At 38.7% G+C, this 14,794-nt stretch carries 13 protein-coding genes; 9 read left to right on the top strand and 4 right to left on the bottom strand.

The annotated features are described in order from the left end of the window. Positions 1–22: 22 nt before the first annotated feature. The 8 genes from EWU23_RS10265 (at position 23) to EWU23_RS10230 (ending at position 10,963) form a co-directional block, all read left to right on the top strand. Positions 23–724 (top strand): response regulator transcription factor, encoded by a 702-nt coding sequence (locus EWU23_RS10265; protein ID WP_166231806.1) that lies wholly within the window; start codon positions 23–25, stop codon positions 722–724. Further along, the gene (locus EWU23_RS10260; protein WP_166231804.1) at positions 714–2,087 is read left to right on the top strand and encodes a HAMP domain-containing sensor histidine kinase; all 1,374 of its coding nucleotides are present in this window, start codon (positions 714–716) and stop codon (positions 2,085–2,087) included. The genes EWU23_RS10265 and EWU23_RS10260 overlap by 11 nt, the downstream gene beginning before the upstream one ends. A 150-nt stretch (positions 2,088–2,237) precedes the next feature. Further along, complete coding sequence (locus EWU23_RS10255; protein ID WP_205753152.1) at positions 2,238–3,437, top strand: TolC family protein; 1,200 nt, start codon at positions 2,238–2,240, stop codon at positions 3,435–3,437. A 2-nt stretch (positions 3,438–3,439) separates the two neighbouring features. Further along, a complete protein-coding gene (locus tag EWU23_RS10250; RefSeq protein WP_166231800.1) occupies positions 3,440–4,522 on the top strand; it encodes an efflux RND transporter periplasmic adaptor subunit in 1,083 nt (360 codons plus the stop codon). Positions 4,523–4,539: 17 nt separating this feature from the next. Next, positions 4,540–5,796 carry a carbohydrate porin gene (locus EWU23_RS10245; RefSeq protein ID WP_235942198.1) on the top strand — a complete coding sequence of 419 codons (1,257 nt, stop codon included), beginning with the start codon at positions 4,540–4,542 and terminating at the stop codon, positions 5,794–5,796. Between the two features lie 10 nt (positions 5,797–5,806). Further along, entirely contained in the window at positions 5,807–8,923 is a 3,117-nt protein-coding gene (locus EWU23_RS10240; RefSeq protein ID WP_166231798.1) for an efflux RND transporter permease subunit, read from the top strand. Between the two features lie 81 nt (positions 8,924–9,004). After that, positions 9,005–10,327 (top strand): Gfo/Idh/MocA family protein, encoded by a 1,323-nt coding sequence (locus tag EWU23_RS10235; RefSeq protein ID WP_166231796.1) that lies wholly within the window; start codon positions 9,005–9,007, stop codon positions 10,325–10,327. A gap of 9 nt (positions 10,328–10,336) precedes the next feature. Further along, complete coding sequence (locus EWU23_RS10230; RefSeq protein ID WP_166231794.1) at positions 10,337–10,963, top strand: 3-keto-disaccharide hydrolase; 627 nt, start codon at positions 10,337–10,339, stop codon at positions 10,961–10,963. On the opposite strand, the gene lpdA is transcribed toward EWU23_RS10230, so the two are convergent. Then, entirely contained in the window at positions 10,958–12,352 is a 1,395-nt protein-coding gene (lpdA, locus tag EWU23_RS10225) for a dihydrolipoyl dehydrogenase (protein WP_166231792.1), read from the bottom strand. The genes EWU23_RS10230 and lpdA overlap by 6 nt on opposite strands. 80 nt (positions 12,353–12,432) lie before the next feature. Between lpdA and prfB the strand changes: the two genes are divergently transcribed. Then, positions 12,433–13,507 (top strand): peptide chain release factor 2 gene (gene prfB, locus EWU23_RS10220; protein ID WP_166231790.1). Its coding sequence is split into 2 segments (ribosomal slippage): positions 12,433–12,492 and positions 12,494–13,507, totalling 1,074 coding nucleotides; the frame shifts between segments, so codons are not numbered across the junction. Positions 13,508–13,637: 130 nt separating this feature from the next. Here the strand turns inward: prfB and EWU23_RS10215 are convergent. Genes EWU23_RS10215 through EWU23_RS10205 form a run of 3 tightly spaced genes read right to left on the bottom strand, consistent with a single transcriptional unit; the run spans position 13,638 to position 14,710 of the window. Beyond that, positions 13,638–13,979 carry a hypothetical protein gene (locus EWU23_RS10215; protein ID WP_166231788.1) on the bottom strand — a complete coding sequence of 114 codons (342 nt, stop codon included), beginning with the start codon at positions 13,977–13,979 and terminating at the stop codon, positions 13,638–13,640. After that, a complete protein-coding gene (locus EWU23_RS10210; protein ID WP_166231786.1) occupies positions 13,976–14,326 on the bottom strand; it encodes a phage holin family protein in 351 nt (116 codons plus the stop codon). Before EWU23_RS10210 ends, EWU23_RS10215 begins: the two co-directional genes overlap by 4 nt. Continuing rightward, positions 14,327–14,710: a TraR/DksA family transcriptional regulator gene (locus EWU23_RS10205; protein WP_109323970.1), complete on the bottom strand. Its 384-nt coding sequence runs from the start codon at positions 14,708–14,710 to the stop codon at positions 14,327–14,329. Positions 14,711–14,794 lie beyond the last annotated feature (84 nt).

The following is a 14,794-nucleotide window of genomic DNA, read 5'->3' as shown; positions in this document are numbered from 1 at the left end:
ATCATATACAGTACATGTGCCTATGAAGAGTCAAGTTAAAATATTATTGGTAGAAGATGATCCTCGGATATGTCAGAACATCCATGACTATTTTTTTCAAGAAGCTTATCTCGTGGAAATAGCCAGAGAAGGTTTGACGGCCCAGAAATTGATGGAAGAAAAGTCGTATGATGCCATCGTTTTGGATATCAATTTACCATATAAAGATGGCTTGACCCTTTGCAAAGAATTTCGACAATTTAATACCCATACGCCTATTTTGATGTTGACGGCATTTGATGACTTAGATGATAAAATGCATGGATTTGAAGTCGGAGCAGATGATTATTTAACCAAACCTTTTTTTATGCGGGAGGTTATGGCCCGAATCAAAGCCCTGTTGAAGCGATCTAAAAATCAAACGATTCCCGAAATAGCCAGTATCATTCATATCGAAGATTTAACAATCGATCTAGGTACCCAGTCGGTAAGTAGGGGAAAATCTGCCATCAATCTAACTCCCCGAGAGTTTAATTTATTGCTTAAATTGGCCAACGCAAAGGGTAAATTAGTCACTAAAAGGGAGTTGAATCGCGATATTTGGGGAGGTTCTTTGGATGAAAATAACAATACAATTGAAGTGTATATTAACTTTCTTCGCAAAAAAATAGACAAACCTTTTGCTTCTAACTTAATCAAAACCAAAGTTGGTTTTGGTTATTACTTAAGTTCTCATGAGCATTAGACAACGTATCTTAATCTACTTTTCTGTTTTATCTATTACGGTGGTAGCTGTTACGTTTTTATTGCTTTATACGGTATTTAATAATTATCGAAAAGAAGAATTTCAACAAAGGGTAAAAGATCATATTTTCTCCACCATGGGGATTTTAGCCGAGGTTCGAGAGTTAGACCAGGATATTATCCAATCCATGGGAGAGTTGACGGTCAATAAATTATTTAGAGAAAAGACTTTACTATTTGACGCACAAAAAAAATTAATTTATTCTAGCATTGATGATACGAAAATAGAATTTTCCACAGAACTGTTAAATGAATTAAATTCGAATCGACCGATCATAGAAACGGTGGAAGGAGATTTGGATGTAGTTGGGGTTACGTTTAGAATTCGAGGGAAACAATTTTATGGAATTTCTAAGGCCTATGATAAGTTTGGGCATTCCAAATTAGACTTTTTGAAAAATATCCTTTGGGTGTTTTTTGTATTGATTTCTGGCCTTATTTTAATCAGTTCCTTTATCCTATCCAAGCAGATTACTCAGCCTATCATTCAAATGGCAGCCGCGTTAAAAGTCATTAATATGGAAACTCCTCAGAGTCTATTACCTATTCCTGAAAACAAAGATGAGATTTACTTATTAGCACTGCGATTTAATGAACTGATGCGACGCTTGCAGAATTCTTTTGCCTTTCAAAAACATGCCGTTCACCATATTTCTCATGAGCTAAAAACGCCGATCGCCATATTAGTGAGTAATTTGGAGAATTTAGAAAAAGAAAAAGATCCAATTCTTTTATTGAAAGGGATTCAAGACCAAAAAGTGGATACCCAGCTATTGGGTGAAATGATTAATGCACTGCTGGAAATAGCCAAGGTGGAAACACATGCAAATCTGAGTTTTCAGCGTATACGATTGGATGAAATCGTATTTGATGCTTGTTCGGAAGCAAAAAAAATATACCCTCAGTTTAAATTTGACATTAAAATTCATCCGAATATCGAGCAAGAAGGCAAACTGCTAATTGATGGTAATATCCGTTTGATTCAAATGGCCATTCAAAATTTACTATTGAATTGCATTCATTATTCCCCGACAAATAAAGCGGAAATCATGTTTTTATTTCAATATGGAGAGTTAAAGATTCTTTTCTCCAATGAAGGCCCCGCCATCTCCTCTTCAGAAGTACCATTCCTATTTCAACACTTTTTTAGAGGCTCTAATAGTCAGGGAAAAAGAGGCTTTGGTCTAGGCTTGGTATTAGTCAATAAAATCATTCAGCTGCACGGAGGTAAAATAGATTATCAGTTGGATACAGATTCTCGTCATGTTTTCACACTCCACTTTCCAGTAAAAATAAGCTCATAAATTGCTAATAATGAGTTGTTTGGGAGTTTTGTTTTCATTTTAAGTTCATTTTAAGTCTAATCTTTTCAGTTTTGTGGACATAAAAGATTAGCTATGTCCTACGTTAAAATTTGCAGCCTTTTTTTGATGCTTTTGCTAGCTTTTAGCAGCATGGCACAATCAGATACTTTGTCGATCACCATAGCTCAGGCAGATAAGGTCTTTTTAAGTACCAATTATCAACTATTAGCCACTTCTTTGAACATAGACGTTCAGAAGGCGCAGGTTCTGCAAGCTTCTTTATACCCCAATCCCATTTTGACCCTGGACATGAATGCCATTGATCCAGAAAATAATAAGATTTTCCATTTGGGTAATTCAGGTCAACAAAGCGTTCAGTTGGAACAGTTGATTCTATTAGGAGGTAAGAGAAAAGCTCAAATTGATTTAGCCAAGACCAATGTTGAAATGACTGAGTTGGCATTTCAGGATTTGATACGTCAATTGAAATTTGAACTGCATACAGGACTCTATTTATTGAATCAACAACAAATCTTGATTGGTAAGTATACGAAGCAAATGGCCATGGTGGACAATATTCTAAGCACCTATGAATATCAAGCACACAAAGGGAATATCCCATTGAAAGATGTGGTCCGCTTGAAAGGGGTTTATTTAAATCTGAGCAATGAACGTGCCACTATTTATGGGGATTATTTTCAGCAGTTATCCAAAGTACAGACTTTGCTGCAAACCAAAAGTATTGTAGTTCCTAAAGTAACTGATGCTGATATTCAAAGTTTCATTCAGCCTTTCGATGTACAATTATTAATCAATCAAGCATTAGAAAATAGACCCGATTTACTGTTGGGGAAGAAAGATGCTGTTTTTGCCGAACAGTATTTTACACTTCAAAAGAAATTAGCGAAACCAGATATCACCTTGTTTTCATCTTATGATCAACGTGGAGGAGCTTTTCAGCGACAAGTGAATTTGGGTGTAGCCATTCCTTTGATGTTTTGGAATAAAAATCAAGGAAACATTAAATCAGCCGAGACCCAAATTAAAGTGAAGCATTTGTTTGTCGAAGGACTGAAAAGTCAGGTGATTGCAGAAGTTCAAAGTACCTATTGGCAGTATAGACAAACTGTATCGGAGTTTTTGAAAAATAATAAACTTTACGATGAGGATTTTGAAATAACCCTGAAAGGAATGACGGAGAATTTCCAAAAGGGGAATGTCAGTGTGATAGAATTTGTGGATTTTTTCGAATCCTACAATAATGCCCTTTCCGAAATCTCCCGGATTAAAATTCAATTAGCCACTTCAGCCGAACAAATAAAATTAAGTACAGGTAAAGAACTATTCTAGATATGAAAAATGTAGTATTGATGGCTGTTGCAGCCACCTTTCTGATGCTTTCTTGTAACAAGGAAAACACAGAATCCGATAAAGCCGTGGCATTTCGTTTGAGTGATACCATGATGGCCCGATGCGAATTTTATTCGGCTGATTTACAAGAGGTAAAAAATGAGATTCGTTTGTTTGGTAAAATTCAGGCCGACAATAATAAGCTCGCCCAAATTTATTCCATTGTAGGCGGAAATGTCATTAAAATCAATGCGGAATTAGGGGATTATGTGAAGAAAGGACAAGTATTGGCTGTGATACGAAGCGGTGAAGTAGCCGGATTTGAACGAGATCGTTTGGATGCCTTAGGGGATGTGGCTGTGGCGGAAAAGAATCTTCAAGTGGCTCGTGACTTATATAGAAGCAAGTTATCCTCTGAAAAGGATGTGGTAGCTGCAGAGCGGGAACTAGATCGACAAAAAGCAGAGCTAGTTCGAATCAATGAAGTTTTCAGTATTTATAATTTGAAAAAAGGCTCTATTTATAATGTGACAGCTTCCATGAGTGGCTTTATTGTTCAAAAAGAAATTAGCCCTAATGAGCAAATTCGTCCTGATAAATCCGATGCCTTGTTTTCCATTGCGGAAATCAATGAAGTTTGGGCCATGGCCAATGTCAATGAAAGTGATATTCCTAAGGTTCAGGTGGGTTATGAAGCTGATGTGCGCACATTGAGTTATGCAGATGAAGTGTATAAAGGAAAGATAGATAAAATATTTTCTGCAATCGATCCCGAAACGAAAGCCATGAAAGTCCGAGTTAGAATCCCCAATGCGACGTATAAATTAAAGCCAGAGATGAATGCCATGGTGGACGTTCGATATTCCGAACATGACCAAATGATTGCCGTTCCTTCCTCCTCTGTCATTTTTGATAAGAGTAAAAATTGGGTGATGATTTTTAAAGATCGGGCCAACATTGAAACCCGTCAAGTAGAAGTATACCGTCAATTAGGTAATATTTCCTACATCCAGCACGGGTTGCAAAAAGGAGAAAAAGTGATTTCGAAGAATGGAATGCTTATTTATGATGCACTGAATGATTAATTTTTTGCCAAGAAGAAATGCGGATTAGCATCATCATTTTATTGTTTTTATCTATTGGAATGCGCTTAAAGGCTCAGTCGGATACTACGCAAAGGAAAATGAGTATTCATTTTCAACAAACAGCCGTGTATCAATACCATGCAGCTTTTGATGCCAGCTATTCTGGTGATAATAGCTTGCAAAACAAGGAAGAAGGGGCCATGTCTCTAACTTCAACCTTGTTTTTGGATATTCCCTTATGGAAAGGAGCCAGCTTTACTTTCAACCCAGAATTGTCGGGAGGGAAAGGACTTTCACAAGCGAAAGGATTAGGAGGATTTACCAACGGAGAAACATTTCGAATTGGGAACCCTGAACCTGTAGTTTATGTGGCTCGATTGCTTTTGGAGCAGAATTTTGAACTTGCTCATCACAGAAATTTGAAATTGGTGATTGGTAAATATGGCTTGTCGGATTATTTTGATTTGAATGCATACTCGCATGACCCTAGGGCCCATTTTATGAATTGGTCTTTAATGAATCAGGGGAGTTGGGATTATGCAGCTAATACCCGTGGTTATACCTCTGGATTGTATGTTGCCTATACAACTCCGGAAATGGAAGCCCGAGGTTCATTTTCTGCCGTACCTACTTCCGCCAATGGTCCTGACTTGGATTATCAATACGACAAAGCGAATGGTATCAATGTAGAAATAACCAAACCTTTTCAGCTTACGGCCGCATGGTCAGGATTTTTCCGTGTGCTCGCTTATCGGAATCAGGCAGCTATGGGAAACTATGATTTAGCCAATAAGCGTGTTGGAATACCTGATATTACTTCCACGAGAAGTTCCTTCAGGACTAAATTTGGATATGGTTTAAACACGGAAATAAGCTATTCTGATGTGTTGGGGCTATTTGCTCGCTATGGATGGAGTGATGGGAAAAATGAGACTTGGGCCTTTACGGAAATTGATGAATCCATTTCTTTGGGCATTCATTTTTGGGGAAAGTCTTGGCATAGAAAACAGGATTTTGCAGGAATAGCCTGGGTGGCTAATGGCCTTTCATCTTCTCATCAAAAGTATCAGCAATTGGGAGGCAATGGTTTTATGATTGGAGATGGGAATCTGAATTATGGTCATGAAAGCATTTTGGAAGCATTTTATAGTTTCCAAGTTCCCCATAGTCCTTTTACCTTATCTCCAGATTTTCAATGGGTGATTAACCCAGGATATAATATTGATCGAGGTCCACTGACAGTTTGGGGGCTTCGCGTACATACGGAATTATAATATTTAAGCTATGAATAAGTTCATTAAAAATATACTGGCATTCTCCTTAAAGAATCGCTTTTTTACCTTTTTCTGGGTTAGTCTATTAACTCTAGGCGGAGTAGTTTCCTATCTTAATATCCCCATTGAGGCCTTTCCAGATGTGACCAATACTCAAATTATTGTAGTCACTGAATGGAACGGTCGAAGCGCAGAGGAAGTAGAACGTTTTGTGACAACTCCAATAGAAATTTCAATGAATAGTGTTCAAAGAAAGACCAATGTTCGGAGCATCACCATGTTTGGTTTATCCGTCATAAAAGTCATTTTTGAGGATGATGTAGATGATTTTTTTGCTCGTCAGCAAGTCAATAATTTATTGAGAACAGTTAAGCTCCCCGACGATGTGGAGCCCGATGTACAGCCTCCTTATGGCCCAACGGGTGAGATATTTCGCTATACCTTGCAAAGTAAGGACCGAGATTCTAGGGAATTGCTGACCATTCAAAATTGGACGATTGACCGGCAGCTAAGAGCAGTACCAGGGGTAGCGGATATAGTAGCATTTGGAGGGAGAGAAAAAACGTATGAAATAGCTATAGATCCAGTTAAACTACAGAAATATGATTTGACACCCTTGGAATTATTTGATGCCGTTTCCAAGTCTAATCTAAATGTAGGTGGTGATGTGATTGAAAAAAATGGACAAGCATTTGTTGTCCGTGGTATAGGTCTATTAAAAACGACAGCAGATATTGAAAACACCATCGTTGATAACAATAACGGGAATCCTTTATTGGTAAAAAATGTGGCATCGGTTATTGAGAGTAATATGCCTCGGGTAGGACAGGTGGGATTAAATGATAATGATGATGTGGTGGAGGGAATTGTGGTCATGAGAAAAGGGGAGAATCCCTCAGAAGTGTTGGCTCGCTTAAAGATTAAAATTGAAGAGTTAAATACGCGTGTTTTACCTTCAGATGTGAAGATGGTTACTTTTTATGATCGCGATAATTTAATGGCCTATTGTACCAAAACCGTGATGCATAATTTGTTGGAAGGAATCATTTTAGTCACCGTGATTGTATTTGTTTTCATGGCCGACTGGCGTACAACCCTCATTGTTTCCATCATCATTCCCTTGGCCTTATTATTTGCTTTTTTCTGTTTGAAGTTAAAAGGAATGAGTGCCAATTTATTATCATTAGGAGCTGTCGATTTTGGCATTATCATTGATGGAGCCGTGGTGATGGTGGAGGGTTTATTTGTTGCCCTAGATCATCGGGCACAAAAAGTAGGAATGCCAGCTTTTAATCGTTTGGCCAAGATGAGTTTGATTAAAAAGACAGGGACGGAGTTAGGAAAGGCCATTTTCTTTTCTAAACTAATCATTATTTCTGCCTTGCTTCCTATTTTTTCATTCCAAAAAGTAGAGGGTAAAATGTTTTCACCCTTAGCTTATACTTTAGGTTTTGCTTTATTGGGTGCATTGATTTTTACCTTGACATTAGTTCCCGTTTTGAGTTCGGTATTATTGAATAAAAATGTGAGGGAGAAGCATAATTTCTTTATTGATTTTATCAATAAAATAGTTGGTAAAGCATTTCATTGGACATTTTCACATAAGAAAATTACTTACCTAATGGCAGGTTCTTTATTTGCTTTGTCCTTGTTTTCTACCAAGTGGTTAGGCTCCGAGTTTTTACCCCCACTAAATGAAGGAGCATTGTGGGTGGAGGCTAAATTACCCATGAGTTCTTCTTTGCCTGAAACAGTAAAAATGGTGACAACCTTGCGGAATGAACTTCGGAAATTTCCTGAAGTGAATGGGGTTTTGTCTCAAGTAGGACGTAGTAATGACGGTACGGATCCAAGTGGTTTTTATTATGTTCAAATGCAAGTGAATTTGAAACCTAAGGATGAATGGGAGAGGAAGTTGACGGTTGATGGCTTAGTGAATGAAATGGATAAGCGTTTGAAGAATTTTCAAGGTATTAATTATAACTATTCTCAACCCATCATTGATAATGTAGCTGAAGCCGTTGCTGGGATGAATGCGTCCAATGCAGTTAAGATTTATGGGGATGATTTAGGGAAATTGGATGAGTTAGCGAATCAAGTATTGGATCAAATCAAAGATGTGGATGGGGTAAAAGATGTGGGTATCTTGAGAAATGTGGGTCAACCGGAAATCAGTATTTTGTTGGATGAGGAAAAAATGGCCATTTATGGAGTGACCAAAGCCGATGCCCAAGCTGTGATTGAGATGGCGATTGGAGGTAAGACGGCGTCTTCAAAGTATGAAGGTGAAAAGAAGTTTGACATACGCATTCGTTTTTCTAAAGAATACCGTAAAAACGAAAATGATATTATGTATTTGATGATTCCTACGATCAAAGGGACAAAAATACCTTTAAAGGAAATTGCTATTTTGGAAAATTCAACAGGTCCAGCCTTTATTTATCGCGATAATACGAAACGATTTATTGGAGTCAAGTTTTCTGTTCGTGATCGAGACTTGGGGAGTACCATTGCAGAAGCTCAGAAAAACGTCTTAAAAAACGTCAAATTGCCCGTGGCTTATACCATTGGATGGGCTGGAGAATTTGAAAATCAAGTTCGAGCAACTACCCGATTAGGACAAGTCGTTCCTATTAGTTTAATCTTGATATTTGTCTTGTTGTTTATCATGTTTGGCAATGCCAAAGATGCGGGCTATGTGTTAATTAATGTGCCTTTTGCGGTCATCGGAGGTATTTTTGCCCTACATATTACTGGGATTAATTTTGGTATATCAGCGGGAGTGGGCTTTATTGCCTTGTTTGGTATTTGTATACAAAATGGGGTAATTCTGATTTCCGAGATAAATCAACAGGCAAAAGAACTACCAGATTTAGCCTTAGCGATTCAGCAATCTGTACGTGCCCGAACACGCCCCGTAGTGATGACTGCCTTGATGGCTGCAATCGGCTTGTTGCCTGCTGCTTTGAGTACAGGAATTGGTTCAGAAAGCCAAAAACCATTGGCAGTAGTAATCATAGGAGGACTGGTTACCGCTACCCTTTTCATTCTTTTGGTATTCCCATTGATTTATCATTCGGCTTTGAAAAAACGCCATTATGTTAGATCAGCGAAGTCGAACCGTTAATCGATTTATGGGCAGACAAATAAGGTTTTTTATTTGGTGAATTTCGTTTACATTTATGCCAATTAATTAACCTATTTGAAAATGAAAAATAAGCATAACGATGGCTTAAATCGGAGGGATTTCCTTTCGAAAGCCAGTTTGGCCTTTGGGTCTATCATGATTGTACCTAGGCATGTGCTAGGAGGAAAGCGACCAGATGGAAGCTCTTATCTTGCTCCTAGTGATGTACTTAATGTAGGATTTATAGGAACGGGTAAGCAAGGACGTGGATTGTCAAACTCCTTTTTGTCGACAGGTCAAGTAAGAATAAGTGCTATTAGTGAGGTTTACCAAGCTAAGGCCAACTTATTCCTCGACCGTGTTAAAGAAAATTATGCCAAGAATCCTTCTTGGGGAGCCTATTCTCCTATACCCGTTTATCAAGATTACCGAGAATTATTAGCGTCCAAAAATGTGGATGCTGTAGTCATTGCGACTCCAGACCATTGGCATGCAGCCATGGCCGTTAGAGCAGCGGAGGCAGGAAAAGATATATATTGTGAAAAGCCTCTATCATTGACAGTGAAAGAAGGCCGGGCCATGGTGAATGCTGCTCGTAAGCACAAGCGTGTATTTCAAACCGGAAGCATGCAACGTTCTTGGCCGGAGTTTCGTCAGGCAGTAGAATTAATTCGTAATGGGTATATAGGAGAAGTAAAATCGATCAAAGTCAATGTTGGACCTCCACCAGAAGCCTATTATTTACCTGCACAAGCTATTCCAGAAGGATTGGATTTTGAAAAATGGTTAGGCCCTAATGAAGCCGTTGCTTTTAATGCTGAGTTAGCACCACCTATTTCACAAGATGTATTCCCTAATTGGAGAAAATACAAGGAATTTGGCGGAGGCGGTATGACAGATTGGGGAGCGCATATGTTTGATATTGTTCAATGGGCATTGGATATGGATCAATCAGGACCAGTCAAGGTGAGTGCACCAAATGGGAAAGATCAACCCTATTTGACCTATACCTATGCCAATGGAATCATCATGACACATCAGCCTTGGGAATGGAATAGCGGAGTGGAATTTGTGGGTACAGAAGGTACTTTACGTAGTGCTAGAAAGAAGCTTGAAACTTCTAAGCCAGAGCTGAAAGACCGTGTCATTGGACCGAATGAAAAGCATGTGTATAAAAGTGAAAACCATTATGTAGACTTTATTCAAGCCATACGTAATAGGACGATGCCGATATGTGATGTAGAAGTAGGTCACAGGACAGCTTCTGTGTGTAATATGGGTAATATTGCTTATGCCGTGAATAAATCATTGGAATGGAATCCGAAAACGGAAAAATTCAATGATGCAGAAGCCAATGCTTTATTGGGTAGAAAATTGAACAAAACTTGGGGAATAAAAATTTAAAAGATGAACATGAAAAAGATTGTATTGACAGTGATGCTAGGCCTTTTGGCTAGTTCAGTAGGATTCTCTCAAAAAGGGAAATGGGTTGAATTATTTGATGGTAAAACCTTAGACGGCTGGAAGGCCAGTGAAAGACCGGAATCTTTTCGAGTAGAAGATGGAAATTTAGTGGTGGAAGGACAACGCGCCCATTTGTATTACGATGGAGCGTTTAATAACCATGATTTTAAAGATTTTGAAGTTCAAGCTCGTATCATGACATTTCCAGGAGCGAACTCAGGGCTGTATGTGCACACCGATTTTTTGACTGGTGACTGGCCAAAGCAAGGATATGAGATTCAGGTAAACAATTCCCATACAGATTGGAGAAGATCCGCTAGTTTGTACAATGTGGTAGACGTAGCCGAAGTCTATGTGAAGGATAATGAATGGTATGACATGGTGGTTACGGTAAAAGGAAATCGTATCGTGACTAAAATCAATGGAATCACCGTAGTGGATTATACCCAGCCAGCTAGCCCTTTAAGAAATAAGGGTCAGGAGTTGAGACTAATAAAAAATGGGACCATCGCTATACAAGCACATGATCCCAAATCTAAAGTAATGTATAAGTCGATTAAAGTTCGACTTCTATAAATCTACTGCTTCACCATAGGCCGCTTCTGTTGCACCTTTAAATGCTTCAGAAATGGTCGGGTGAGGGTGTACTGACTTCATGATTTCATAAGCAGTACTCTCTAGTTTACGTACGACAACCGCTTCCGCAATCATTTCTGTTACGTTGTAACCTATCATGTGAGCACCAAGTAATTCGCCGTATTTAGCATCATAGATTACTTTGACAAAGCCATCGCGAGCACCAGCAGCGGTGGCTTTTCCTGATGCGACAAATGGGAATTTTCCTACTTTAATGTCGTATCCAGCTTCTCTCGCTTTCTTTTCTGTCATACCTACTGAAGCAATCTCTGGAGTACAATAGGTACATCCAGGGATATTGGTATAATCTAAGGCTTCTGTTTTATGACCTGCGATTTTTTCTACGCAGATAATGCCTTCTGCAGAAGCTACGTGTGCTAAAGCTGGTCCAGGAGTCACATCACCAATGGCAAAATAGCCTGGCATGTTGGTTTCATACCATGCATTCACTGGGATTTTACCTTTATCCACAATGATACCTACTTCTTCTAACCCTATATTTTCTAAGTTAGCGATAACGCCTGCCGCAGATAACACGATATCACATTCAATTTCTTGATTGCTTGTTGGGGTTTTAATGGATACTTTGCATCCTTTTCCTTTGGTATCTACTTTCTCCACACTTGAATTGGTCAAGATATCGATGCCCATTTTTTTGTATTGCTTAGCTAATTCTTTTGATACATCCTCATCTTCCACAGGAACGACGTTAGGAAGGAATTCTACGATGGTAACTTTTGTTCCCATCGCGGCATATACATAAGCAAATTCAACCCCAATAGCTCCAGATCCAATGATCACCATAGAGTCAGGTCTTTTACTTAGGCTCATCGCTTTGCGGTATTCGATTACTTTTTCACCGTCAATCGGAATGTTAGGCAAGGCTCTAGCGCGTGCCCCTGTAGCAATCATAACATTTTTTGCTTCGTAGGTTGTCGACTTTCCTTCCGCATCAGTTACTTCTACTTTCTTTCCAGGCTTGATTTTTCCAAAACCCATGATCACATCGATTTTGTTTTTTTTCATCAAAAACTGAACTCCTTTACTCATGCTATCTGCAACTCCGCGTGAGCGCTGAATCACCGCAGTAAAATCCGCTTCGGCTCCTTTTACCGTAATTCCATAATCAGCGGCATGTTTGATGTATTCAAAAACTTGAGCAGATTTTAAAAGAGCTTTCGTGGGTATACAACCCCAGTTTAGACAGATTCCGCCTAGAGATTCTTTTTCCACGACTGCACATTTTAAGCCTAATTGAGAAGCTCGTATCGCGGCTACATACCCTCCCGGGCCTGATCCTACCACGATTAAATCGTATTGTTGCGCCATTGTATTGCTTGAATTAAATGAATTTGTCCGCAATTTAGCACAAAAGCGGGTATATTTGTAGCTTAATTACACATTTAGGTATGACAAAAGACAGGTTCAATGACCTGAAAGCCAGAATAGAGGCTTTAAGGAGGTATCTTTGACTACGATCACAAAAAATATTTGATTTCCGAATTGGAAACAGTGACCCTGGATCCCGAGTTTTGGAATAATCCTGAAAAAGCAGAAAGCACTATGCGTGAAATGCGGGGCTTGAAATTTTGGACGGAAGGCTTCGACAAACTCAATACTTCCATGGAAGATTTAGAAACCATTTGGGAGTTTTATGAGTCAGGCGATGCATCTGAGATGGAGGTTGATCAGGAGGGGGCCAAATTAGAGGAAAAGCTGGAAGCTTTGGAGTTTCGTAAGATGATGTCGGAAGAAGGTGATCAAATGAGCGCTGTCTTAGAAATCAATGCGGGAGCCGGTGGGACCGAATCGCAAGATTGGGCCAGCATGTTGTTACGTATGTATACCATGTGGGCAGAAAAGAATGGATTTAAAGTTCGATTGGTGGATTCTAATGATGGCGATGTGGCAGGTTTAAAATCGGTAACTATAGAAATCGAAGGAGAATTTGCTTACGGAAATTTAAGGTCTGAAAATGGGGTTCACCGTTTAGTCCGTATTTCACCTTTTGATTCAAATGCTCGTCGACATACCTCTTTTGCCTCTGTGTATGTTTACCCACTAGCCGATGATTCTATTGAGATTGATGTCAATCCAGCAGATATTGATTGGGATACGTTTCGTTCTGGTGGAGCAGGTGGGCAAAATGTAAATAAGGTAGAAACGGCTGTGCGTTTAACTCACCGACCGTCTGGTATTATTATAGCCTGTCAGCAAGAGAGGTCGCAATTACAAAATAAGGAAGTGGCCTTACGTTTATTGAAATCGAAATTATATCAAATTGAGATTGATAAGCGAAATGCGGCAAGAGCTGAAGTGGAAGCAGGTAAGAAAAAAATCGAATGGGGTTCCCAGATCCGAAGTTATGTGTTGGATGATAGAAGGGTGAAGGATCATCGTACTAATCACCAAACCTCCAATACGGATGCTGTACTTGACGGAGAAATCAATGACTTTATTAAAGCGTATTTGATGGGGAATTGAATATTAGATTTTGATCTGATTTCGGTTGGATTCGGAAAGATTTGACAACTTTTTAAAAGTTGTCAAATCTAAGTGTCAAATCTTTACAAATCGTTACATAAGATATACTAAACTAAATTACACTTTAGCCTTATTTTTCAGATGTAACTTCTTGATTATTTTCTTCTAGTTGCTGAAGAAATTCAACTAATTTATCTTTTGCTAAAGAAAGTGCTAAAGCTATGGCATAGGATTTAATGGCCCCACTAATGAATGAACCTCCTTCTTTAGCTTCTGATTTTGTCTTTTTGTCAGAGCCAGATAACAGGGAATACAGCAAGTAGGAACCCACTAAGATGCCACCTATAAGTAAGGCCTGGCTTCCTTTTTCTTTGATTTGTTGTTTAATTTCACCCACCTCTTCTGAAAGTTCTTTTTCATAGATCTCTGCTTGGGCGATTAAATCTTCTTTCTTGCTTTTTGCTCGGTTCATGATTGGATCTCTTCTTCAGTTTCTTGGGTATCAATTTCTTCTACTTCTTCTTTCTTACCTTGTTTTTTGAGATTACTCAGTAGGATTAAACTGACAATGGTGCTGAATCCAGCCACGATCAGATAGCCTAAATAAGCGCTTTTTAACCATTCATTTAAAAAGTTAGCCAAGCCCATCAAGGCAAAAAACAAGGTAATTAAGACAGCAAACGCAGTTAAGAAAAAAGTAAATATTCGAGTCAATAGTTCTTCGATTCGTTCTTGGATGTCTAACTTTACCAATTCGAATTGAGTCTTGAGGTAATTACTCAAGAGATCGATTAACCTATTGTTATCGAAAAATCCCATTTACTTTTGTTTAAGTTTAGCTTCAATCGAATGTTGCGTGTGAGGAACTAAACGCAATCTCTCTTTGGAAATCAATTTGCCACTTTCTACACAAACACCGTAGGTACCATTCTTAATTCGCATAAGCGCTTTTTCTAGGTTACCTGCAAACTTCTGTTGGCGAACTGCCAGTTGGTTCATGTTTTCTTTTTCAGCCGTATCTGCACCGTCTTCCATTACTTTGGAATTCCCTGCAGTATCGTCTGTACCCGGATCATTTTTTTTACTCAAGGTTTCTCTCAAATACGTTAACTCGGCTTTTGTTTCTTCTAGTTTTTTAAGAATAATATCTTCAAACTCCTTTAATTCTTCTGCTGAATACCTTTGCTTTTCTTCGTTTCCCATGTTCTAAATAATGCTTAATCTGAATGTTGAATAAATATTTTGCTCTTGCAAGTATTTGTTAATCAGTGATTTAGTTTCGTTTCT

This window comes from Aquirufa beregesia (assembly GCF_011090385.1).
GTDB lineage: Bacteria > Bacteroidota > Bacteroidia > Cytophagales > Spirosomataceae > Aquirufa > Aquirufa beregesia.
Note: the sequence above shows the minus strand (reverse complement) of the source record. Positions and strands in the feature narration are given on the sequence as shown.

What these genes read in the sequence shown, in the direction of transcription:
- EWU23_RS10265 (WP_166231806.1), top strand. Translation starts at nt 23, where the DNA reads ATGAAGAGTCAAGTTAAAATATTATTGGTAGAAGATGATCCTCGGATA.
- EWU23_RS10260 (WP_166231804.1), top strand. Translation starts at nt 714, where the DNA reads ATGAGCATTAGACAACGTATCTTAATCTACTTTTCTGTTTTATCTATT.
- EWU23_RS10255 (WP_205753152.1), top strand. Translation starts at nt 2,238, where the DNA reads ATGGCACAATCAGATACTTTGTCGATCACCATAGCTCAGGCAGATAAG.
- EWU23_RS10250 (WP_166231800.1), top strand. Translation starts at nt 3,440, where the DNA reads ATGAAAAATGTAGTATTGATGGCTGTTGCAGCCACCTTTCTGATGCTT.
- EWU23_RS10245 (WP_235942198.1), top strand. Translation starts at nt 4,540, where the DNA reads ATGCGGATTAGCATCATCATTTTATTGTTTTTATCTATTGGAATGCGC.
- EWU23_RS10240 (WP_166231798.1), top strand. Translation starts at nt 5,807, where the DNA reads ATGAATAAGTTCATTAAAAATATACTGGCATTCTCCTTAAAGAATCGC.
- EWU23_RS10235 (WP_166231796.1), top strand. Translation starts at nt 9,005, where the DNA reads ATGAAAAATAAGCATAACGATGGCTTAAATCGGAGGGATTTCCTTTCG.
- EWU23_RS10230 (WP_166231794.1), top strand. Translation starts at nt 10,337, where the DNA reads ATGAAAAAGATTGTATTGACAGTGATGCTAGGCCTTTTGGCTAGTTCA.
- lpdA (WP_166231792.1), bottom strand. Translation starts at nt 12,352, where the DNA reads ATGGCGCAACAATACGATTTAATCGTGGTAGGATCAGGCCCGGGAGGG.
- EWU23_RS10215 (WP_166231788.1), bottom strand. Translation starts at nt 13,979, where the DNA reads ATGAACCGAGCAAAAAGCAAGAAAGAAGATTTAATCGCCCAAGCAGAG.
- EWU23_RS10210 (WP_166231786.1), bottom strand. Translation starts at nt 14,326, where the DNA reads ATGGGATTTTTCGATAACAATAGGTTAATCGATCTCTTGAGTAATTAC.
- EWU23_RS10205 (WP_109323970.1), bottom strand. Translation starts at nt 14,710, where the DNA reads ATGGGAAACGAAGAAAAGCAAAGGTATTCAGCAGAAGAATTAAAGGAG.